Source organism: Maribacter vaceletii, assembly GCF_003634105.1.
GTDB lineage: Bacteria > Bacteroidota > Bacteroidia > Flavobacteriales > Flavobacteriaceae > Maribacter_B > Maribacter_B vaceletii.
This window is the reverse complement of sequence record NZ_RBIQ01000007.1, coordinates 1,437,549-1,459,660: the sequence shown is the minus strand read 5'-3', so window position 1 is coordinate 1,459,660 and position 22,112 is coordinate 1,437,549. Positions and strand designations below refer to the sequence as shown.

20 protein-coding genes are annotated in these 22,112 nt (G+C 32.1%); 8 read left to right on the top strand and 12 right to left on the bottom strand.

Annotation, left to right across the window (positions count from 1 at the left end; all coding sequences use genetic code 11):
* Nucleotides 1-54: 54 nt before the first annotated feature.
* Entirely contained in the window at nt 55-1,791 is a 1,737-nt protein-coding gene (locus tag CLV91_RS05980) for an ABC transporter ATP-binding protein (protein WP_121064936.1), read from the top strand.
* A 161-nt stretch (nt 1,792-1,952) separates the two neighbouring features.
* Nucleotides 1,953-4,541, top strand: a complete 2,589-nt coding sequence (locus CLV91_RS05975; protein ID WP_245987148.1) for a cyclic nucleotide-binding domain-containing protein — start codon at nt 1,953-1,955, stop codon at nt 4,539-4,541.
* 22 nt (nt 4,542-4,563) lie between these two features.
* Here the strand turns inward: CLV91_RS05975 and CLV91_RS05970 are convergent, their stop codons facing one another.
* The 8 genes from CLV91_RS05970 to CLV91_RS05935 form a co-directional block, all read right to left on the bottom strand.
* Complete coding sequence (locus tag CLV91_RS05970; RefSeq protein WP_121064934.1) at nt 4,564-4,896, bottom strand: 2Fe-2S iron-sulfur cluster-binding family protein; 333 nt, start codon at nt 4,894-4,896, stop codon at nt 4,564-4,566.
* Between the two features lie 131 nt (nt 4,897-5,027).
* The gene (locus CLV91_RS05965) at nt 5,028-5,267 is read right to left on the bottom strand and encodes a NifU family protein (RefSeq protein WP_121064932.1); all 240 of its coding nucleotides are present in this window, start codon (nt 5,265-5,267) and stop codon (nt 5,028-5,030) included.
* A gap of 5 nt (nt 5,268-5,272) precedes the next feature.
* Nucleotides 5,273-6,415: an Mrp/NBP35 family ATP-binding protein gene (locus tag CLV91_RS05960; RefSeq protein ID WP_121064930.1), complete on the bottom strand. Its 1,143-nt coding sequence runs from the start codon at nt 6,413-6,415 to the stop codon at nt 5,273-5,275.
* A 144-nt stretch (nt 6,416-6,559) separates the two neighbouring features.
* On the bottom strand, nt 6,560-6,892 hold the full coding sequence (locus CLV91_RS05955) for an MGMT family protein (RefSeq protein WP_121064928.1): 333 nt from the start codon (nt 6,890-6,892) through the stop codon (nt 6,560-6,562).
* On the bottom strand, nt 6,893-7,525 hold the full coding sequence (locus CLV91_RS05950; RefSeq protein WP_121064926.1) for a LysE family transporter: 633 nt from the start codon (nt 7,523-7,525) through the stop codon (nt 6,893-6,895).
* 2 nt (nt 7,526-7,527) lie between these two features.
* Nucleotides 7,528-8,202, bottom strand: a complete 675-nt coding sequence (gene trmB / locus CLV91_RS05945; RefSeq protein WP_121064924.1) for a tRNA (guanosine(46)-N7)-methyltransferase TrmB — start codon at nt 8,200-8,202, stop codon at nt 7,528-7,530.
* 51 nt (nt 8,203-8,253) lie between these two features.
* Nucleotides 8,254-9,318 (bottom strand): sensor histidine kinase, encoded by a 1,065-nt coding sequence (locus CLV91_RS05940; protein WP_121064922.1) that lies wholly within the window; start codon nt 9,316-9,318, stop codon nt 8,254-8,256.
* Complete coding sequence (locus CLV91_RS05935; protein WP_121064920.1) at nt 9,318-10,004, bottom strand: response regulator transcription factor; 687 nt, start codon at nt 10,002-10,004, stop codon at nt 9,318-9,320. The genes CLV91_RS05940 and CLV91_RS05935 overlap by 1 nt, the downstream gene beginning before the upstream one ends.
* Before the next feature lie 186 nt (nt 10,005-10,190).
* On the opposite strand from CLV91_RS05935, the gene CLV91_RS05930 reads away from it, so the two are divergent.
* From CLV91_RS05930 to CLV91_RS05910, 5 genes are all read left to right on the top strand, one after another.
* Entirely contained in the window at nt 10,191-12,938 is a 2,748-nt protein-coding gene (locus CLV91_RS05930) for a TonB-dependent receptor (protein ID WP_121064918.1), read from the top strand.
* A gap of 248 nt (nt 12,939-13,186) precedes the next feature.
* A complete protein-coding gene (locus CLV91_RS05925) occupies nt 13,187-15,235 on the top strand; it encodes a hypothetical protein (protein WP_121064916.1) in 2,049 nt (682 codons plus the stop codon).
* A 245-nt stretch (nt 15,236-15,480) separates the two neighbouring features.
* Nucleotides 15,481-15,789, top strand: coding sequence for a T9SS type A sorting domain-containing protein (locus CLV91_RS05920; RefSeq protein ID WP_121064914.1), 309 nt, complete (start codon nt 15,481-15,483; stop codon nt 15,787-15,789).
* A gap of 247 nt (nt 15,790-16,036) precedes the next feature.
* Nucleotides 16,037-16,360 (top strand): T9SS type A sorting domain-containing protein, encoded by a 324-nt coding sequence (locus CLV91_RS05915; RefSeq protein ID WP_121064912.1) that lies wholly within the window; start codon nt 16,037-16,039, stop codon nt 16,358-16,360.
* Between the two features lie 71 nt (nt 16,361-16,431).
* The gene (locus CLV91_RS05910) at nt 16,432-17,412 is read left to right on the top strand and encodes a LuxE/PaaK family acyltransferase (protein WP_121064910.1); all 981 of its coding nucleotides are present in this window, start codon (nt 16,432-16,434) and stop codon (nt 17,410-17,412) included.
* Nucleotide 17,413: 1 nt separating this feature from the next.
* On the opposite strand, the gene CLV91_RS05905 is transcribed toward CLV91_RS05910, so the two are convergent.
* The gene (locus CLV91_RS05905) at nt 17,414-17,851 is read right to left on the bottom strand and encodes a hypothetical protein (RefSeq protein WP_121064908.1); all 438 of its coding nucleotides are present in this window, start codon (nt 17,849-17,851) and stop codon (nt 17,414-17,416) included.
* A gap of 47 nt (nt 17,852-17,898) precedes the next feature.
* Entirely contained in the window at nt 17,899-19,194 is a 1,296-nt protein-coding gene (gene tyrS, locus CLV91_RS05900) for a tyrosine--tRNA ligase (RefSeq protein ID WP_121065775.1), read from the bottom strand.
* 162 nt (nt 19,195-19,356) lie between these two features.
* On the opposite strand from tyrS, the gene CLV91_RS05895 reads away from it, so the two are divergent.
* Nucleotides 19,357-20,361 (top strand): SDR family oxidoreductase, encoded by a 1,005-nt coding sequence (locus tag CLV91_RS05895; protein WP_121064907.1) that lies wholly within the window; start codon nt 19,357-19,359, stop codon nt 20,359-20,361.
* Between the two features lie 5 nt (nt 20,362-20,366).
* Here CLV91_RS05895 and CLV91_RS05890 read toward each other — a convergent pair whose 3' ends face one another.
* Both CLV91_RS05890 and CLV91_RS05885 read right to left on the bottom strand, forming a co-directional pair.
* Entirely contained in the window at nt 20,367-20,774 is a 408-nt protein-coding gene (locus CLV91_RS05890) for a DUF4296 domain-containing protein (RefSeq protein WP_121064905.1), read from the bottom strand.
* Nucleotides 20,775-20,776: 2 nt separating this feature from the next.
* Complete coding sequence (locus CLV91_RS05885) at nt 20,777-22,111, bottom strand: dihydroorotase (RefSeq protein ID WP_121064903.1); 1,335 nt, start codon at nt 22,109-22,111, stop codon at nt 20,777-20,779.
* Nucleotide 22,112: the final 1 nt, after the last annotated feature.

Here is a 22,112-nt window from a genome sequence, read left to right as displayed (position 1 = left end):
ACATCTCTTCTCCATTTTTTAAGTTACCTTGCAAACTTTTGTAATTACATTACTATGGCAGCTAAAAAAGTTAGCATTTATTCCGCATTTAAAACCATTATTTGGCCACGAAGAAAATTGGTGTTTATTGGTTTATTATTAATTGTAATAAGTAAAACAGCAAGTTTTGTAGCACCACTTTCTCTTAAATATTTAATGGATGATATTATCCCTAACAAGGATATTGAATTTTTAAAGCTTTTAGTTGGGGCAGTAATTTTGGCTATTACAGTACAAGCAATTACTTCTTTTCTTTTAACTAAAATACTAAGTGTACAAGCACAATATTTAATATCTGAACTTAGAGCACAAGTACAAAAAAAAGTGCTTTCTCTTCCTATTCGTTTTTTTGATAATGCTAAATCTGGAGCATTAGTTTCAAGAATTATGAGCGATGTAGAAGGGGTACGTAACCTTATAGGAACAGGCTTAGTACAACTAGTTGGCGGAACAATAACAGCTGTAGTATCCCTTATACTATTATTGCGAATTAGTGTTAGCATGACTTTGTTTACTATAATTCCTTTAGCCATTTTTGCGGTTGTTGCTTTAAAAGCTTTTAAGGTCATTAGACCAGTTTTTAGAGATCGTGGAAAAATTAATGCCGAAGTAAAAGGTAGGCTAACAGAAACACTTAGTGGTGTTCGTGTTATTAAAGGTTTTAATGCTGAAGAACAAGAAAACAAAATATTTGAAGAAGGTGTAGAAAAACTATTCCAGAACGTAAAAAAGAGCTTAACAGCTACTGCTTTTATGACAAGCGCTTCTACCTTTTTATTAGGAATTGCAACCACAGGAATAATGGGGATTGGTGGTTATAAAATTATGCAAGCAGAACTTAGCTTGGGAGACTTCTTAACCTTTACTTTTTTACTTGGTTTAATGATTGCTCCCATTGTGCAAATGAGTAATATTGGCAGCCAACTTACCGAAGCTCTAGCAGGTCTAGACCGTACCGAGGAATTAATGAATATGACTCCTGAGTCTGATGAAGAAAATAGAACTAACGTTTTAGACACTATTAAAGGAGATATTGTTTTTAATAATGTGTCTTTTGCTTATGAAGAAGGTAAAGAAGTTATACATAATATTAACTTTGATGTGAAACAGGGTAATGTGGTAGCTCTTGTTGGTAGCTCTGGCTCAGGAAAATCTACCATAGCAGGATTGGCGGCAACTTTTTTAAATCCAGAATCTGGAACTATTACGGTTGATGGTAATGATATGTCTAAAATAAATTTAAATAGCTTTAGACAGCATTTAGGGGTTGTATTACAGGATGAATTTTTATTTGAAGGAACCATACGTAATAACATTCTTTTTCCAAGACCAGATGCTTCTGAAGAAGAATTACAAGAAGCTGTAAAGGCTGCTTATGTAAACGAATTTACAGACCGTTTTGATGAAGGTTTAGAAACTTTAATTGGCGAACGCGGTGTAAAACTTTCTGGCGGACAACGTCAACGTATTGCCATAGCAAGAGCAATTTTAGCAAATCCTAAAATTCTAATTTTAGACGAAGCAACCTCTAACTTAGATACCGAAAGTGAAGCGTTAATTCAAAAAAGTTTAGCAACCTTAACGGAAGGAAGAACCACTTTTGTTATAGCACATAGACTTAGTACTATCCGTAAAGCAAATCAAATTTTAGTAATAGAAAATGGGCATATTGCAGAACAAGGTACTCATGACGAACTTATTAAAAAAGAAGGAAGGTATTACAACTTGTTTACCTACCAAGCTAGAATATAAAATTTGGACCTAACGTACTGTTTTACACAAAAGTTATAATTATTATCCAGATTTTAGCCCCCCTATTTTTACTAAAAACTATAATAAAATAGCCTGTAATTTTCAAAATCGTATTTATGTATAGGTAAAGGGTCTATTATTTTTAGTTCTTAACTAATTTATTGAAGTTAGTAGGAACCAAAATTATTCTAAGATTGGAAAACAACGCTCATTTCAGACAATTAAAAGCCATTTTTCCAGAAGGAAAAACTAAAGAATATCCAAAAAATCATGTCCTTTTTAACATCCACAGAGAGGTAAAAAAATTTAGATGGATTCTTAAAGGTTTAGTAGATTATTACATTGAGTTTGAAGAACCAGAAAAAGACATTTTAGTTTGCCAAATTTCTGAACCCATGAGCACACTTGGCATTAATGGTTTAAATAATCCTAAAAGATATAATTACAAAGCAGTAACCTCCTCCAAAGGCGCTACTTTTTTTGAAATCCCCATAACACAACTAGAAAATTATTTAGCAAAAGACAGTAAAAATACATTGCTAAAAAATATTGCTTCAAAATTATACCATCAACAAAAATCGGCTTTATTAAAACAAATAGAACTATTACAACCTGTACGTTCTAGACCATTTGAAGATGATAGAGAGTTTTTTATGACTCCTAAGACCAAGCCGTCTGAAATAATTAACTTAATGCGCTGTTCGCCTTTTTTAGACCAATTTTCGGAAAAAAAGCTATCTAAAATAGCAGCTCTTGCAGAACGAAGAGAATATGAACCACATGAGGTTCTTTATATACAAGACCGCTTTACAAATGGCCTATCAATTTTAATACATGGCGAAGTAAGTATTAAAAGAATTGAAGGTAATATAGAAATTAAACAACGTTCTATAAGAGATGCTGGTTTTATATTTGGGTGGTCTAGCTTTTTAGGAGATAAAGATATTTGCTCTGCTATTACGGATAAAAAAACAGCCATATACTTTATTCCCTATAAAGAACTCTCATCACTTTTTACTTTAGACACTACATTTGAAAAGCAATTTTACAAACAATTATTATGGCTTATTGGCAACCAAATTAACGCCGCTTTTTTAAGATATGTTGGGCTATTAGGAAAACATAACTTACAAGCCGTATTCCATTTAATAGAAAACAACAAATCTAGACTTCCACTATACTCTAAATTACACCAAACAATTCATCTTTTAAATAATGTAAACACTAAAGAAATAGCCTATAACGGTCTAAAAAACATATTGGTCAATGGCACCTCTTTAGAACGTCATATTGCCTCTTTAAGCTTAGAGCTTTTAAAGGATGATAATGAAGAATTGCAATTTATAAAAGGATTAGAAAACATATACAGCACTGTTGTTAACAGCAATACCAAATCCGTTTTAGAAGTTAGAAAACAATGTGCAGAAGCCACAAAAAAACTGTTTAAAAATCAAAACTATCATATTGATGGGTGGGAAAATTTACCCGAAGAAAGCGGCAATATTTTTATATACAATCACCTTATAAATGATTCACAATATACACTAAATAATAATTTTCAAATAACACTAGACTCGCATTTTATTAGTGCCATGGTGTTACAAGAAAAATATAATGATTCTGGTATACGAACGGTAAGAATAGGTCGTGGTCAAGAGTATGGCCACCAAAACTATTACAACAAACTAGGGCATATAAATGTATATACAAAGGAGTCCGAAAAATCTACTAAAGAGAGCAAAAAGCTATCTCGAAGTATATTTTATAGAGAAGCAGAGGAGCATTTAAAAAATGGTAATAATTTAATTATAAGTCCAGAAGGAACTTCATATAGTACAGAAAACTCCCCAGGACCTTTTAAATTAGGCAGTTTTAAACTAGCTATGAATATGAATACTGAACCTAGTATTGTTCCCATAGTAATTGTAAATTTTGATAACAGAATAAAAGACAATCTGTTTTATTGTAAAATTTACCCTCCGTTTAAATTAAGCCAACATGTAAAAGGAAAAGACACAGAAAGCCTAATTACCTTTGTAAATAAATATCAAAAAAAATATGCCGAGTATGTAAAAGAAGCACGTAAAACAGTTGATAAACTTGTAAGTAATGTAACGGATATTACTAATTTAAGTGAGCCCCCTGCAATGTGGTCAAATGAAATTAAAAGATTAAGAAAGCGTGTTACCAAACTAGACCACCAAGAGCAACTTTTTGTATTTTATGGTAGTTCCTCTATACGGTTGTGGGTTAGCATGAAAAAAGATTTAGACCCCTTAAATAGTATTAATCTTGGTTTTGGCGGCTCTACTTTTGCCTGGTGTATTCATTATTTTGATGAAATTTTTACGGCGGTTAACCCAAGCAAAATTGTTCTTTATGCAGGAGAAAATGATTTAAGTGAAGGTAAAACACCGCAGCAAGTTTTAGCAGATTGCCAAGAACTGGTTCGTTTAATCTACAACAAATACCCCGAAGTTAACCTAGCGCTCATAAGCCTAAAGCCAAGTGTGGAGCGCGAAGCTATGATTCCCAATATTATAGAAACCAATTTACTATTATCAAAATATATTATTGGAGAACTAAAAGCACAATTTATTAATGTTTTTGCACAAATGATTAGTTCTGAAAATAGACCAAGACCAGAGCTCTATATTAGTGATGGCTTACATTTAAACAAAAGAGGTTACAGTATATGGAGTAATGCAATTAAAAGTGCCTTACTTATACCAGAAACCTGCCCTGTTTAGATTTAATAAAATGTTTTAGAAGTTAAAGGTCTTCTGGAGCTAGCTCTACTTCTAAGCCATCCATATCTTCTGTTATGTGAAGCTGGCATCCTAAACGAGAATTGTCTTCTACATTAAAAGCTTCTGCCAACATTGCTTCTTCATCATCAGACATTTCTGGAAGTTCGTGATCGGACTTTATATAACATTGACAAGAGGCACACATAGCCATACCGCCACATACCCCTATGGTACCTTCTGGAGCAAGTTCATAGGAACGTACAACCTCCATAAGATTCATATTCATATCTGTAGGAGCATCTACCTCGTGAGAAACACCATCTCTATCCGTAATTTTAATTTTTACGTCTGACATTAATTTGTATTCTAAAAGTTAATCTTTTAAGCAATTGCTAATAAATGGCAAAAATACCTTTTTTTAAAATAATTGTCGCACAAAAAAGCCCGCCTTTACAAGGCAGGCTATATTATTTTGTTATAAAAATATTATGCAATGTTAATTACCTCTTCAATTTGTGGCGCATATTTTTTAATAGTCATTTCCACACCGCTTTTTAATGTCATTTGATTAACACTACAGCCAACACAAGCACCTTCTAATCTTACTTTAACAGATTTATCATCATCTATAGATACTAAAGATATATCACCTCCGTCACTTTTTAAAAAAGGACGAATTTCCTCTAGGGCTTTCTCAACGTTTAGTTTTACTTCTTCTGTAGTCATTTCACTTACTTTTTTACACTAGAACAACCTGCCATAGTTGTTATTTTAATAGCATCTGTAGGAGGTAAACTTTTGTTTCTATTTACCACTTCTTGTGCTACGTTTTTTGTTAATTCTTCAAAGGCCGTTTCTATTGCTGTGGCGGTTTGTAGCGCTGCTGGCCTTCCTGCATCCCCTGCTTCTCTAATACTTTGTACTAAAGGTATTTCTCCTAACAATGGTACCTTTAAATCCTCCGCTAAATTTTTAGCTCCTTCTTTACCAAAGATATAATATTTATTATTTGGTAATTCTTCTGGAGTAAAATAAGCCATATTTTCTACAATTCCTAAAACAGGTACATTTATAGAATCTTGCTGAAACATTGCTACTCCCTTACGAGCATCTGCTAAAGCAACTTCCTGCGGTGTACTTACAATTACAGCACCAGTTACTGGCATTGCTTGCATAATACTTAAATGTATATCTCCGGTTCCTGGGGGTAAATCTAATAGAAGAAAATCTAACTCGCCCCAATGTGCATCAAAAATCATTTGGTTTAATGCTTTTGCTGCCATAGGCCCTCTCCAAATTACTGCCTGACTTGGTTGTGTAAAGAATCCTATAGATAGCATTTTTACCCCATAACTTTCTATTGGTTTCATTTTGGATTTTCCATCTACATTAACTGCAAGTGGTTTTTCATGTGCTACATCAAACATAATTGGCATAGATGGCCCGTAAATATCTGCATCTAACAAACCAACTTTAAAGCCCATTTTTGCTAAGGTTACGGCTAAATTAGCGGTAACTGTAGATTTTCCTACGCCACCCTTACCAGAAGCTACGGCAATAATATTTTGTATTCCTGGAAGTGGCTTCCCTTTTATTTCATTAGGTTTATTAGCTTTTGGAGCTGGTGCATCTACTTTTATGTTGATTTTAATTTTAGCTTTTTCATAAACTTCTTTATGAATAATCTTTAAAATCTCTACCTCGGTCTTTTTTCTTGCTTGCAGACTTGGGTTATTTATAGTAATATCTACCTCTACCTCATCCCCAAATACTTGAATATTTTTAACCGCCCCGCTTTCTACCATATTCTGACCTTCTCCGGGTACAGTTATTAACTCTAGGGCTTTAAGGATGTCTTGTTTTTTCAACGTCATAATCAAACTTACTTTGTATTCATTCTAAACAACAAAGATAGTGCTTAGGGCTGAGAATTTAATGGTATTCTATTGAAAAAGACGCGCTTGTAAAATAAAAATAGATACCCTAATATTTACTAATTCATTAAAAAATAGGAAATATTACTTTAATGCTTTTAAAGGATCCCAAAAATGTTTTTCTAAATTCTGAATTTGATTGTCTACTATTGTAATTCCTTCACTTTCTAATAACTGCTGCATAAGGTTGGTACCATCAAAATGATGTTTTCCTGTTAAAATCCCTGCTTTGTTAACTACTCTATGTGCTGGAACATCTTCTTTAAGATGAGAACCATTCATAGCCCAACCAACCATTCTGGCACTACGAGCTGCTCCTAAATATTTTGCAATTGCACCATAAGAAGTTACTTTCCCCTCTGGTATTAAACGTGCAACCGCATAGACCCTTTCAAAAAAGTTTTCATTATTTGCCATTTACGCCGTTATTAACAATCTAATAAGTGTAATTATAAATAATACCAGCATTAATCCACTTAAGATATAATTAGAGTTTTTAGAGAATTTATTTGTCTTATTTTCTAATTTATTAAAATAGATGGTATATAAATAGAGTACGGAGAAGGTTGCCAACCCTGCTGCAAAAACAAAAACTACAATATCCCAAAGCTGAAATTTTATCCAACCAGATGCATTCCACATAACATTAAGTCCACTGTAATAAGGAATAGTTAATAGGTTTAATGAGGCTAATAACATCCCTTTAAAAAAACTATTCTTTTTACTTATTTTAAGAACTTTTTTCTTCTTTTTCTTATTCTTACGAGCTGCAATGAAAAAAAACACAGCAAAAAAGGCAAATACTACTAAAGCAATTTGCAACAAAACTTCTATTACCTCTGGGTTATTATGTAAAAACTTAGAAATTAATACTGCAATATAAGCTTGAATAAAAACAACTATAGAAACGCCTAAACTAAATATAATACCATTTAATTTTCCTTTCTCTACACTTGTTTTTGCGGCATTCATGTTTAACAAACCCGGAGGAAGTGTAGCTATAAATGCTGCAAAAAATGTTGCAAAAAAAAGAATTAATAAGTGCCCCATAACTAGTAAGCTACTCTAAATTTAATGTAGGTAATTGGCTTTTCTTTTTCAAGATACTGATTTTCGTAAAAAGTTTGGATTTTTAAAACCTCATCTGGGCTACCACTATTCTTATAAACATCATGATTTGCATATAAAACCTCTAATCCTAACCCATGCAACAACCCTAAAGTATAACCATGCATAAACTCAGAATCGGTCTTTAAGTTAACAGTGCCTTCTGGTTTTAAAATTTGCTTATACTTAGCTAAAAATTCTTTATTTGTCATTCTATGCTTAGTGCGCTTGTATTTTATTTGTGGATCCGGAAAAGTTATCCAAATCTCGGATACTTCGTTTGCAGCAAAAATTTGATCTATTAATTCTATTTGAGTTCTTATAAAAACAACATTAGACAAATTTTCTTCTATAGCAGTTTTAGCACCTCTCCAAAAACGTGCGCCTTTTATATCTATTCCAATATAATTTTTATTCTTATCTCTACGAGCTAAACCTACAGTATATTCTCCTTTACCACAGCCTAATTCTAAAACTATAGGATTGGTATTACCAAAATGTTTGCTCCAATTTCCTTTATAAGAAAAAGAACTATCTACAATTTCTTCTCTTGTTGGTTGTATAACATTAGAGAAGGTTTCGTTTTCTTTAAATCTTTTTAGTTTGTTTTTGCTTCCCACAGAAGTAGTATTTTTTGTGTGGCAAAGCTAAGAAAATCAATTCTTAAGCAATTAAACAATCGTATCTATTTCATTAATACTCTTTTCCAGGGTAAAAGAAAACTCAGAACCTACATCTTCTACACTTTCTACATAGATTTTTTCTTCGTGTGCTTCTATAATATGTTTTACAATAGAAAGCCCTAAGCCTGAACCACCAACAGCCCTATTTCCACTTTTATCTACTCTATAAAAACGCTCAAACAAACGAGGAATATGAGATTCCGCAATACCTTCGCCGTTATCTGTTACCCGAATAATAACTTTGTTTTTAATTAAATTTTCTACGCTTACTTCTGTAGTACCATTATCTTGCCCGTACTTTATAGAGTTTACCAATAAGTTAGTTACTACTTGTTGTATCTTTTCTTGATCTGCGTATACTTGAATTGGTTCTGGGTAATCCATATCAAAAGTTAATGTAATCTTTTTTTTAAGGGCTTTCATTTCTAAAAGATCAAAAACATTTTGAATAAGCTCTATAATATTAAAAGATGTCATTTCAAGATTTAAATCTCCAACTTCTAATTTGGTAATTAAATCTAAGTCTTTAACAATATAAATTAAACGATCTACTCCTTTTGCTGCTCTTTGAAGGTATTTTTTTCTAATATTAGAGTCATTCATTGCACCATCTAAAAGGGTTAAAATATAACCCTGAACAGTAAATAATGGTGTTTTTAACTCATGGGAAACATTCCCTAAAAAATCTTTTCTATACTCTTCTCTAATTTTTAGTGTGTCAATCTCTATTTTTTTGTCTTTGGCAAACTTTTCTATCTCTGCAGTTAGGGTTCGCATATCTGTAGTAATAGGGTCTACAGATAAAGAAGATGATTCTAGCAAAGCAACATCATCATATATTTTTTTTATTCTTCTATAAATAAATTTTTCTATTCTTACTTGTAACACTATAAATGAAAATCCAAATAAAAATAGAGCAACTGTTACTAGAATATAAAAATTTAGGGTATTAAAATATTTTTGCAAACAAAATAGAAAAAAGGCAGAAGTAAGGGCAATAATCGTAGAGGACCTTAATGCAAATCTATATGACCTTTTTAATTTTATTGGCATTATAAAACAAACTTATATCCTACCCCTTTTACGGTTTTAAAGTGGTCATCTCCTATTTTTTCTCTTAATTTACGAATATGTACATCTATAGTACGTCCGCCAACAACAACCTCATTACCCCAAACTTTATCTAATATTACTTCCCTTTTAAAAACCTTACTTGGTTTAGAAGTTAGTAATGCAAGAAGTTCAAACTCTTTTCTTGGTAAAATAATTTCCTTACCGTCATTAATTATTTTATACTCTTCTCTATTAATTACAATATTACCAACCTTTACAATATCTTCCGATGCAGCATTCTCTTCTTTTAACCTACGTAGTAATGCTTTTACTTTGCTAACTAAAACTTTTGGCTTTATTGGTTTGGTAATATAATCATCTGCACCAGCATCAAAACCAGCGACTTGGGAGTAATCTTCTCCTCTGGCAGTTAAAAAAGTAATAATTGTATTCTCTAACCCTTTTGTATTTCTAATTATTTCACAAGCTTCAATACCATCCATTTCTGGCATCATAACATCTAAGATTATTAAATGTGGTGTTTTCTTCTTGGCTATTGTAACAGCCTCTACCCCATTTTTTGCTGTAAGCACTTGGTACCCTTCTGTAGATAAATTATAGCCAACTATTTCTAGAATGTCTGGCTCATCGTCTACTAATAGAATCTTAATGTCTTTCTTTTTCATTGGTCTTCAAATTGGTTAATGTGCCAAATGTAAAGATAATACTATTACACTAAATACCTCTTAACGTTGATTTAATATAGTAACAATAAAGTAACACTAAGGCAATAAATGTTTAACATGGGGGTAACTCGACTTTTACACCCTAGAACTTTCTTTGCGCCAGAATAGAACAAACTAAATTTTTTAATGAGAAAATTACTTACGTGTCTTTTAATATTTAGCGTAGCGCTAGTACAGGCACAGGAAACAGGGAGTATTGTTGGTACTCTTACAGACAAAGAAGTTAATAACGAACCTTTAGCATTTGCTAATGTTCTAATTAAAGGCACTACAAAAGGTGCTACTTCAGATTTTGATGGTTTATACGAAATAGCTAATGTAGAACCTGGAATATATACTATAGTATTTAGTTACTTAGGGTACGAAACTGTAGAAGTTCCTAATGTAACCGTAGAAAGTGGGAAAGTAACCACTATAAACGCACCAATGAGTGCTTCTGAAGGTATGTCATTAGACGAAGTTGTTGTTACTACAACAGCCAGAAAAGATTCTGAAGCTGCTTTATTACTAGACCAGAAGAAGGCTCTTGTTATTAAAGAAAGTATTGGTGCAGAACGTCTTTCAAAGATTGGTGTTTCTAATGCTTCTGCTGCAACAACTAAAATTGCAGGTGTTTCTAAAAGCGAAGGGTCAGGAGATATATATATTAGAGGTCTAGGAGATAGATATTTATCTACTACAATGAATGGCTTACCAATACCTTCTGATGATGTTAATAATAAAAACATTAATCTAAATTTATTTTCTACTAACATTATTGAAAATGTTGGGATTAGTAAAACCTATTCCACTTCTAGTTACGCTGACCAGACTTCTGGTAATGTTGATATTTCTTCTAAAAGCTATTCTAAAAAAGGATTATCTGTAGGTTTAAGCTCAGGGTACAATACTAATGTTCTAGGTTTAGATGGAGATTTTAAAAGAAGTATTGCTACTGAAGATGTAACTTTAGGTTTTCACAAAAAGCAATATGCTCTTGTAGATTTAATTACAAGACAAGGATGGGATCCATTGAAACAAAAAAATACTGGAAATTACGGTATAACTCTTTCTGGTGCTGAGAAATTTGAGATATTCGGAAAAGAATTAAAAATATTTGTTGCTGGTTCTCACTCTAAATCATACCAATATCAAGAAGGTGTTTTTAGAAGCTACCGTTCTAATGTTTTAGATAACGAATTTACAGATACAGAGTCTTTTAGCTCTAGAACAAATACTACGGGATATTTAAATTTAGGTTTAAAATTAAGTGATAATCATAGACTTAAAATTAGCAGTTTAGCCGTTAACACAAGTAATGATAATGTTTATGAACAAGGTAGAAATGGTGAGGGGTACGTTTTTGACCAGGATCCACAAGAAGATGGTGCATTTGTAAGAGACCAAAACTTTAAACAAACTATTTTATTAGTAAATCAAATAGAAGGTGTTCACAATATTAATGAGAACAACAAATTAACTTGGGCTGGTGGTTATAACTATGTATTAGCACAAGAGCCTAATAGAGTTAGAAACGAAGCTAATATACTAGACCCAAATACAGTACAATATGCACACGTTGGAGATTTTCAACAAAGAAAATCTAGTCAAAAAATTGAGGATACTGAATACAACGCATATATTAATGATGCTATTTCTTTTGGAGCCTTAGATGAATATGACATCCATAAATTTAAATTAAATATTGGTGTAAATTTTCGTCAAAAAGATAGAGTATTTAACTCTTTATTCGCTGGTGTTAGAGCAAGAGACTTTCAAGTTCCTACTGTAGATCAATTTTCTGAAACTTTTACAGCAGAAAATTTTGATAATGGTTTAGTACTAAGAGAAAGAGAAGCGGATAGATACGATGCAGATTTAAATGTTTTAGCAGGTTATGCTAACTTAGACTTTCATTTAGGCGAAAAACTTTCTGGTAATGCTGGTGTAAGATTTGAGCGTGATGAAATAAATGTTCTTTGGGATGTTGCTAACTTTGTTGGAAGAGTAGGTTCCATTAAAAAGGAATACACAGAACTATATCCAAGTTTAAATTTAAAATATGCTTTAAACGAAAAAAATGCTATTCGTTTTGCATCAAGTCTAACACAAACTTTACCTGAATTTAAAGAGCTAGCTCCTTTTGAATATGTATCCCCAACTGGTCGTGTTACTAGCGGTGATCCAGATTTAGAAAAATCTGATGTATTAAATGTAGACTTAAAGTATGAGTTTTTCCCTAGTAGAGGTCAATTACTTTCTGCAACTGGTTTTTACAAAAACATTAAAAACCCTATAAACTTAGCACAAACTAGAGGTTCTTCAGGAAACTTTCAATACGCTAACACTGGAGAAAAAGCTACCATTTATGGAATAGAACTTGAAGCTAGATTAGGTCTTCTTAAAAACGAAGATGAAGAAAGTATTCTAGATTTTAATACAAACATTACTAAAATGTGGTTTAACCAAGATTTAACTGAGTTTTTTCAATATAAAAACAAAACTGAAACTGATTTACAAGGTGCTTCCGATTTAATATTAAACGGTTCATTAAGCTACAATAGCAAAACCGAAAAAGAGTTTAATGCCACTTTAACCGGTAATTATTCTTCAGATAAAGTATTTGTTTTAGGTTCTCCAGAAGATTTTAACAATAGTGATGTTCTATATAATGATGAAATAATTGAAAAAGGCTTTTTTACTCTAGATTTAGTTTTAAGCAAAATGCTAACTAAAAAACTACAGCTTAAATTAGTTGGAAGAAACTTACTTAATCCAGACATACAACAAACACAATTAATACAAGATCTTAATACAGGTGTTGAATCTGACAAAGTAGTTTTATCTTATAAAAAAGGTGCTCAATTAAACCTAAGTTTAAAATATAATTTTTAATCCTTTACAACAGCAGTCTTTAGGTTTAAGTAAAAACCAAAAAATCCTTAATACATATGCGTGTTAAGGATTTTTTGGTTTTAAAAAAAAGGGCAAAAACACGATTAACATTAGCTTAACACAACCGCTAGTTTACCCAAACAAAGGTAACATATGCTTAATATTTAATTAAACACAGAGCAACAAAAATCCACTTATTTTGCACTGATAATAAGAATATTGAACCAAATTCTAAATTAAAAATTGAAATGAAAAATTTATTTGTAAAACTTTTTAGTATAACTGCAGTATTTGTAGCTATTACATTAACGAGCTGTAGCTCTGATGATCCAGCCCCAATAGGAAAAGAATCAACAGAAGTTATCACTAACTTAGAAGCAGGTATTTTAAAAGGAACATTAAAAGAGGATTACACTCTTACTGCAAGTACATCTTACAATTTAACTGGTCAATTTATTATTGACGATGGTGCTACATTAAATATTCCTGCTGGAACAAAAATTCTTGCAGATAATGGTGGTACAGATGTTTATATAGCAACACTTATTGGTGGTACAATAAATATTAATGGATCCGAAGGAAATCCAGTTATTATGTCTTCTGCAGATGGTAATCCTGGTGACTGGGGAGGATTAACATTATGTGGTGATGCTTCTACTAGTGCTGGAGTTGGTGCTACTGCTGAAGTTGGTGGTTTTATCTATGGAGGTACAGATGATTCTGATAGTTCTGGTATAATAAGATATTTACAAATATCAGGTACTGGAGCTCAAATTAACTCTGAGTCTCAATACAATGGTGTTTCTTTTTATGCTGTAGGATCTGGAACTTTAGTAGATAATCTTGCTGTTATAAATGGTGATGATGATGGTGTTGAGTTTTTTGGTGGAACAGTAGAAGTTTCTAACCTATATTTAGAAAATAATAGTGATGATGCTATTGATTGGACAGAAGGATGGAGCGGATCTGTAACAAATGCTTACATTTCTAATACAGTTGCTGGTTTCTCTACAGTTTTTGAAGGGGACAAAGATAACGGTAACCCAGAATTTAATAACATTACTGCTGTTTCTACTGTAGGTGGTACTGCATTACAATTCAAGAAAACCTCTGGTGGTACAATTGACGGTCTTTCTATAGTAGGATATGATGTTGATTTAGATATGAAAGATGCTGGTGATGTAGCTAACGTAACTTTTGTTGATGGTTATACTCCTGTAGCAATGAATGAAGATGATGAAACTACTACAGATGTTGATGAAAGTAAATTAAAATATTCTTTAAATACAACTGCAGTAGCTAATACAACTGCAGAAGACTTCCCATGGGTAAGCTCAGATATCTCTTTTGAAAGTAGCTTATTACAAGGTGCAGTTACTGGTGACGTAACTTTAGATGCTTCTGTAGCATATACTTTAAACTCTTCTTACATTGTACAAGATGGTGGTAAATTAACTATCCCAGCTGGAACTAAAATTACTGCAAGAGATGGTGGTACTGGAGTTTATATCGCTATTTTACAAGGTGGCGAAATAGACATTCAAGGTACGGAAGCTAACCCAGTTGTTATTGCTTCTGCTGCAGGGGAACCTGGAGATTGGGGAGGATTAACAATCTGTGGTAATGCAATAACATCTGCTGGTGTTGATGCTACTGCTGAAATTGGTGGATTCATTTACGGTGGTACTGATGCTACTGATAATTCTGGATCTGTTAAAAATTTAGTTCTTAAAGGAACAGGAGCTCAAATTAACTCTGAATCTCAATACAACGGTGTTTCTTTATATGCTGTAGGATCTGGAACAACTTTAGAAAACATTGCTGTTATTAATGGTGATGATGATGGTATCGAATTTTTTGGTGGAAGTGTTTCTGTAACTAACATTTACTTAGAAAATAACAGTGATGATGCTGTTGACTGGACAGAAGAGTGGAATGGATCTGTAACTAATGCTTACATTTCTCATACTGTTGCTGGTTTCTCTACAGTTTTTGAAGGAGATAAAAATAACGGTAACCCAACTTTTACTAACATAACTGCTATTTCTTCTGTAGATGGTACTGCTTTACAGTTCAAGAAAACTTCTGGAGGTACAATTACAGGGTTACACCTTTCTGGTTATGCTGTAGATTTAGACATGAAAGATGCTGGAGCTCTAGCTAACGTACAAATAGAAGGTGCTGATGCGGATGCTACTCTTATAACTGGAGAAACTAGTAAATACACACTAAATTCTGGTAAAGATGCTGCTGCTTTAGATATTTCTACTTGGACTTGGAAAGATGCTGGTTTATAGAAAATATAAAACAAAATAGTATATAAAAGCCTCGCAAATGCGAGGCTTTTTTTATTCTATAAAATTATGGAACGCAATGAAAAGAATACTTTCAAAGTAAGAAAAGATGGACTTTATGTCATTTTTTGTGCATTTCATCGATCATTTTGCATTTCATCGATCTTTTAACAATATCTGCTCTTACAAAAATTAAACAGGCATAAGAATTTATATATTTGTGGTACACTGTTTGTATACCATTACTTATGAAGCACTTTTACCTACTAATTTTCTTTTTATTCTTTTCTTTTAGCTATGCGCAAAGCTCAAATAGCAAGGGAGAAATTAATGGGTTTAAATTATATCCTAATCCTGTTACAAACAGTAAAGTTTTTATTAGCACTTCAGAAAATGGCCCCAAGAAAATTTTAATTTTTGATGTCTTTGGTTCTCAAATTCTTAAAACAACCATATTAGGAAAAGAGCTAGGGTTAAATAATATAGATGCCGGGGTTTATGTTCTACGCGTTTTTGAAAAAGATAAAGTTGCCACTAGAAAACTTATTATTAAGTAAACTACTTCGGGGTAAGCCCGCGAGACATTTCTTAGGAAACTAATTTTTATTTCGAAGCAAACCTCGGAGCATTTAAATTTCGATTATCGAGTAACAAATCTTAATTTGCTCGCGTTGTTTTACCAACTTTATCGATGAAAAGCACTTTGTAATGTATTGACATACAATTTATTGCAATTCACAACATTTTATAACCACCAATAAAACAATACTATATCTTTACAGTATTGATCCCAAATCAATACTTATGAAAAAAATCTACTTGCTCCTACTTATAGTAGTATCCTACACTGTATCTTCTCAAGAAGATAAAAATTCTTTTAATAACTCTGGTAGTGAAATTGCAGAATTTAAATTATACCCTAATCCAGTGTCTAACGGATTGGTTTATATTACTACGAAAAATAATAACGAAAAAGAGGTTATAATCTATGATGTCTTTGGAGAAATTGTTTTAACAAACCGTATTAATAATAAAAACTTAGATGTATCTAGATTAGTATCTGGAGTATACGTGGTTACCGTTATTGAAAATGAAAAATCTACTAGTAGAAAATTGGTAGTTAAATAAAATTAGTAAACTACATACTATCTTATATATAAAGTACCTCTTGACATTTTTGGCTATTTTTGCAATAGCAAATGATAGACACAAAACACATTTTTACTATAAATTCTAAAGCAGATTTTAATGCTTTGGCAATACAAGTTTTTAAACATCAATACAAAACAAATTTGGTGTACCAAGAGTTTTGTAATCATTTAGGAAAAGACGTTTCCAATGTGTCCCAAATCCAAGAAATTCCTTTTATTCCTATAGATTTTTTTAAATCTAAAACTATACTTTCCGGAAAAGAAAAAGCAGGAACAATATTTACGAGTAGCGGTACTACTGGCTCTATTACCAGCAAGCATTATGTTACAGATACCAAACTATATGAAGAAAGCTATTTAAAGGCTTTTAAACACTTTTATGGTTCTATAACAGAATATTGTGTTTTAGCATTATTACCTTCTTATTTGGAGCGCAAAGGCTCTTCTTTAATTTATATGGTAGACGATTTGATAAAAAAAAGTGAACACCCAAAAAGTGGCTTTTTTTTAAATAATACGGATACTTTATTAGAAACTTTAAAAACACTACAAGACAGCAATACAAAAATACTTTTAATAGGCGTTTCCTTTGCTTTGTTAGACTTGGTTGAAGCCAACCAATTACATTTAAAAAACACTATTGTAATGGAAACTGGTGGAATGAAAGGTAGACGTAAAGAAATGATTAGAGAAGAATTACATGAAACTTTAAAAAAAGGTTTTGGTGTTTCTAAAATTCATTCGGAGTATGGCATGACCGAGCTATTATCGCAAGGGTATTCTAATGGTAATGGCATTTTTAACTGCCCTCCATGGATGAAAGTTCTTACTAGAGATACAGAAGACCCACTAACGTTACAAGGCTATGGAAAAACAGGAGGCGTTAATGTTATAGATTTAGCAAATATAAATTCTTGCTCTTTTATTGCAACACAAGATCTTGGTAAGGTTTATGAAAATGACACTTTTGAAATTCTAGGCCGTTTTGACCATTCAGATATTCGAGGTTGTAATTTGTTAGTACTTTAAATTATTTTTTTAGTTGCTTATATTCTAATATAGGACCGTCGCAATTACCCCAATTACCTCTTAAAACATCTCCTTTTTTATAAAACAATTGCTCTTTATTGTCTCCTGTACAATTACCTATAAGTTCTTCTCCCGAAGAGTAGACAAGTTCTAAATACTCTTGCCCATCAAGTACCTCTTTAGCATACTTTCCAGAGGCTTCTTTTACTGCATTATCCCAATCTCTAGATTTAAAAAAAGTAGCGTCGGAATTAAAAATATAATATTCTTGCCACTCCATATCTTCTCCTGTGGTTTCCGACCCCATGAAATTCCCTGTAGTTTTTACAAGTTCCCATTTTTCTGAGTTAACATCTAAAGTAGGCTCTTTTACTTCCTCTTTATTACTACAAGAAGTTACTAATACTGTAAAAAAAAGATACTTAATTAGAGATTTCATTACTGTTTTTCTTTGTTCTAAGATGTAAAAAACTAGTTTAAGTTGCGCTATTTAACTACCAACACAAAATAGTTTTTCTTACCTCGTTGTAACAAAACAAACTTATCATTAATTAAATCCGATTTTGTTATGGTATAATCTTCTTTAACTTTTTCTTTATTTACAGAGATAGAATTCTGCTTTAATTCTCTACGTGCTTCCCCATTAGACCCTAAAAAGCCTGTTTTTGCAGCTAAGGCTCCAATCATATCTAAACCTTCTTCCAATTCAGACACTGGTATTTCTGCTTGTGGCACACCATCAAAAACGTCTAAAAATGTTTTCTCATCTAATGTTTTTAAATCTTCTGAAGTAGATTTTCCAAACAAGATATTACTAGCTTTCTTTGCGTTATCTAAATCTTCTTGCGAATGTACAGAAACCGTAATTTCATCTGCTAAACGTTTTTGTAATAAACGCATATGTGGTGCTTCTTGGTGTTCTTTTACCAAAACCTCTATTTCATCTTTAGAGATAAACGTGAATATTTTTATATATTTCTCTGCATCGGCATCTGAAGTATTTAACCAATATTGGTAGAATTTATAAGGCGATGTTCTATTGGCATCTAACCAAACGTTACCACCTTCTGTTTTTCCAAATTTTGTTCCGTCTGCTTTAGTAATTAATGGACACGTAAGTGCATAGCCTTTACCGCCACCAATTCTTCTAATTAATTCTGTACCTGTAGTAATATTTCCCCATTGGTCACTACCTCCCATTTGTAGGGTACAATTATGCTCTCTAAAAAGGTGTAAAAAATCATATCCCTGCACCATTTGGTAGGTAAACTCTGTAAAAGACATTCCTTCTTTAGCTTCGGATGAAAGGCGTTTTTTTACAGAATCTTTTGCCATCATATAATTTATTGTAATATGTTTACCCACATCACGAATAAATTCTAGGAATGAAAAATTTTTCATCCAATCATAATTATTTACAAGAACAGCTGCATTATTAGCATCACTCTTAAAATCTAAAAAACGAGATAATTGTTCTTGTAATCCTGCTTGGTTATGACGCAATGTTTTTTCATCTAATAAATTACGCTCTGCAGATTTTCCAGAAGGATCCCCAATCATACCTGTAGCACCACCAATTAAAGCATACGGTTTATGGCCTGCTAATTGAAAGTGTTTTAACATCATAACCCCTACTAAATGACCAATATGTAAAGAATCGGCTGTTGGATCTATTCCTACATAAGCAGATTGCATTCCAGATAATAAATGTTCTTCTGTTCCTGGCATTGCATCATGCAACATTCCACGCCATTTTAACTCTTCTACAAAATTGGTAGCCATTATAATTCTATTTTCAATAAGTACGGTGCAAATATAAAAGTTATTACTACATTCTCCCATCTACATAGCTAATCTTATTACTCCTAGATTCTAAAAAAATCTATTTCTAAAAATTATACACAACATTATGCTAACTTCCCCTGCTTTTGCTACATTTGATATATGATTCTTGTTACTGGTGGTACTGGTTTAGTGGGCTCGCATCTTCTTCTGCAATTGGCACAGAACAAAGAACCTATTAGGGCAATATATAGAGATGGTAGTAACCTAAAACATGTTACTACTATTTTTTCATATTATGTGGAGAACCCTCAAGAGTTATTTGATAAAATAGAATGGGTAAAAGCCGATTTGTTAAACATACCTGCTCTTGAAATCGCTTTTTTGAATATAGAGTATGTTTACCATGCCGCTGCATTTATTTCTTTTAACCCAAAGAAATACCATCAATTAAAAAAAGTTAATGTCATTGGAACCGCAAATATTGTAAACCTTTGTATTGCAAACAGCGTTAAAAAATTGGCATATGTTAGCACCATTGGTACCATTGGCAGAAGCCCTAAAAACAAAAAAGCAACTGAAGAAAATGAATGGAAAGAAGACCATACAAATGTATATGCTTTAACAAAATATAAAGCAGAAATGGAGGTATGGAGGGCTTCTCAAGAAAATGTTCCTGTGGTTATTATAAATCCTGGGGTAATTATTGGCCCTGGTTTTTGGGAAAGTGGTAGTGGAGCTTTTTTTACAACTGCCAACAAAGGGTATTCTTATTACCCTCCTGGAGGAACTGGTTTTATAGCAGTTATGGATGTTGTTAAAATTCTTGAGCAACTAATGGTTCTCCCCATACAAAATGAACGCTTTATTACCGTTTCTAACAATTTAAGTTTTAAAGAAATTCTAAGTTTTATTGCCACTAATTTAGGTAAAAACACCCCTAAAAAAGAACTTAAAATTTGGCAGCTACAAATAGGGCGTTATGCAGATTGGCTTATTTGTTTAGTAACTAAAAAAGAAAGACGTATTACTAAAAACTCTATTTTTTCTTTACAAAACAGAGAAATATATTCTAGTGAGAAAATTTTAAAAACAATAGCCCTAGAGTTCGAAGACATTAAAAAAACTATAGATTTTTGTTCTGAACTTTATAAGAAAGAACGTTAATTATTCTACTTTTTCAAATTATCCTTTTTCTTTTTTAAGGCCTGCCTTTCAATCATTTTTAAACTATCCTTTTCTTTAATAAAGGCTTGCAATCTTTCTTTATCAATATTAAGTAAGGTATCTACTTCTTTATATATAGACTCATACTCTAAAGGCATTGCTGCATAATATTTATCGCTTAAAACAAATTGAGCACTATCTATCTTAAATTTATTAAAAACATAGGTTGTAGGGTCTATTTTATTATCCGTTAATAAATCTATATTCGTGTTCTTTGATGCATTAATAATAGCCATTTCTTTAAGAATCATAACCATTTTATCTCTAGGAATAAGATTTTTCGGCTTTTCTACTAGTTTTTCATTGCAAGCAAAAAAAGTGACTAGTAAAATAAAAATTCCTATTTTTTTCATGTTTACCTATTAAAAGTTAACCTTTTTCCGTTTCGCTTTTCTGAAAATTCTCCATTTTCATAAGCTAAATGCCCATTAACAAAGGTATGTGTAATTTTAGAGTTAAAGGTTTGCTCTTCAAAAGGAGACCAGCCACATTTGTATGCTATATTTTCTTTAGTTACTTTCCAAGCATCATTTGTATTTACAACTACTAAATCTGCAAAATAGCCCTCTTTTACAAACCCTCTTTTTTCTATTTCAAATAAAATAGCAGGATTATGACACATTTTCTGTGCTATCTTTTCTAAAGAAATAACACCCTCTTTATATTTTTGCAAAAGCGCAGGTAAAGCATGTTGTACCAAAGGTCCGCCAGACGGTGCTTTTGTATATACATTCTTTTTTTCTTCTAAAGTATGTGGCGCGTGGTCTGTTGCAATAACATCTATACGGTCATCTAAAAGTGCTTTCCATAAAGCTTCTCTATCTGTAGCTTTTTTTACTGCCGGATTCCATTTTATAAAGGTTCCTTTGGTTGCATAATCTTCTTCTGAAAACCATAAATGATGTACACAAACCTCTGCAGTTATCTTTTTCTGTTCTAAAGGAATATCGTTTTGAAACAAATCCATTTCTTTAGCAGTTGTTAAATGAAAAACATGAAACCTTGCCCCTGTTTTCTTAGCAAGTGCTATTGCTTTTGATGAAGAAATATAACATGCCTCTGCACTTCTAATCTCTGGATGGCATTTAATAGGAATATCATCTCCATATTTGGCTTTATACGTAGCCATGTTTTCTCTAATAGTAGTTTCGTCTTCACAATGTGCAGAAATTACCATTTGCGTACTGTTAAAAATACTTTCTATTACTTGTTCATTATCTACAAGCATATTTCCTGTAGAGGAACCTAAAAATAACTTTACACCTGAACAAGCATTTTTATCTAAACGCTTTATTTCTTCTAAATTATCATTTGTACCACCAAACAAAAAAGAATAATTAGCATAAGAAATGTCTTTTGCCAATGCAAATTTAGCTTCTAATTTTTCTATTGTAGTGGTTTGCGGATTTGTATTTGGTTGCTCCATGAAAGTAGTAATACCACCAGCTACAGCTGCTCTACTTTCTGATGCTATATCTCCTTTATGGGTTAATCCTGGTTCTCGGAAATGTACTTGGTCATCTATTACTCCAGGAAAAACATAATTACCTTCTACATCTATAACTTTAGCTGTAGCATCACTAATGTTTTTTTCTATTTTTAAAATAATAGCATCCTGTATTAAAATGTCATTTTCAGAAATAGTATTTTCATTAACTATTTTAGCATTTTTTATAATAATTCTACCCATA

Excerpts from the sequence above, each read along its gene's own strand:
- CLV91_RS05940 (WP_121064922.1), bottom strand. The coding sequence starts at position 9,318 with ATGCCAATAAAATTAAAAAGGTCATATAGATTTGCATTAAGGTCCTCT.
- CLV91_RS05890 (WP_121064905.1), bottom strand. The coding sequence starts at position 20,774 with ATGAAAAAAATAGGAATTTTTATTTTACTAGTCACTTTTTTTGCTTGC.
- CLV91_RS05965 (WP_121064932.1), bottom strand. The coding sequence starts at position 5,267 with ATGACTACAGAAGAAGTAAAACTAAACGTTGAGAAAGCCCTAGAGGAA.
- CLV91_RS05920 (WP_121064914.1), top strand. The coding sequence starts at position 15,481 with ATGAAGCACTTTTACCTACTAATTTTCTTTTTATTCTTTTCTTTTAGC.
- CLV91_RS05905 (WP_121064908.1), bottom strand. The coding sequence starts at position 17,851 with ATGAAATCTCTAATTAAGTATCTTTTTTTTACAGTATTAGTAACTTCT.
- CLV91_RS05955 (WP_121064928.1), bottom strand. The coding sequence starts at position 6,892 with ATGGCAAATAATGAAAACTTTTTTGAAAGGGTCTATGCGGTTGCACGT.
- CLV91_RS05980 (WP_121064936.1), top strand. The coding sequence starts at position 55 with ATGGCAGCTAAAAAAGTTAGCATTTATTCCGCATTTAAAACCATTATT.
- CLV91_RS05910 (WP_121064910.1), top strand. The coding sequence starts at position 16,432 with ATGATAGACACAAAACACATTTTTACTATAAATTCTAAAGCAGATTTT.
- CLV91_RS05960 (WP_121064930.1), bottom strand. The coding sequence starts at position 6,415 with ATGACGTTGAAAAAACAAGACATCCTTAAAGCCCTAGAGTTAATAACT.
- CLV91_RS05895 (WP_121064907.1), top strand. The coding sequence starts at position 19,357 with ATGATTCTTGTTACTGGTGGTACTGGTTTAGTGGGCTCGCATCTTCTT.
- CLV91_RS05930 (WP_121064918.1), top strand. The coding sequence starts at position 10,191 with ATGAGAAAATTACTTACGTGTCTTTTAATATTTAGCGTAGCGCTAGTA.
- CLV91_RS05950 (WP_121064926.1), bottom strand. The coding sequence starts at position 7,525 with ATGGGGCACTTATTAATTCTTTTTTTTGCAACATTTTTTGCAGCATTT.
- CLV91_RS05885 (WP_121064903.1), bottom strand. The coding sequence starts at position 22,111 with ATGGGTAGAATTATTATAAAAAATGCTAAAATAGTTAATGAAAATACT.
- CLV91_RS05925 (WP_121064916.1), top strand. The coding sequence starts at position 13,187 with ATGAAAAATTTATTTGTAAAACTTTTTAGTATAACTGCAGTATTTGTA.
- CLV91_RS05915 (WP_121064912.1), top strand. The coding sequence starts at position 16,037 with ATGAAAAAAATCTACTTGCTCCTACTTATAGTAGTATCCTACACTGTA.
- tyrS (WP_121065775.1), bottom strand. The coding sequence starts at position 19,194 with ATGGCTACCAATTTTGTAGAAGAGTTAAAATGGCGTGGAATGTTGCAT.
- CLV91_RS05935 (WP_121064920.1), bottom strand. The coding sequence starts at position 10,004 with ATGAAAAAGAAAGACATTAAGATTCTATTAGTAGACGATGAGCCAGAC.
- CLV91_RS05970 (WP_121064934.1), bottom strand. The coding sequence starts at position 4,896 with ATGTCAGACGTAAAAATTAAAATTACGGATAGAGATGGTGTTTCTCAC.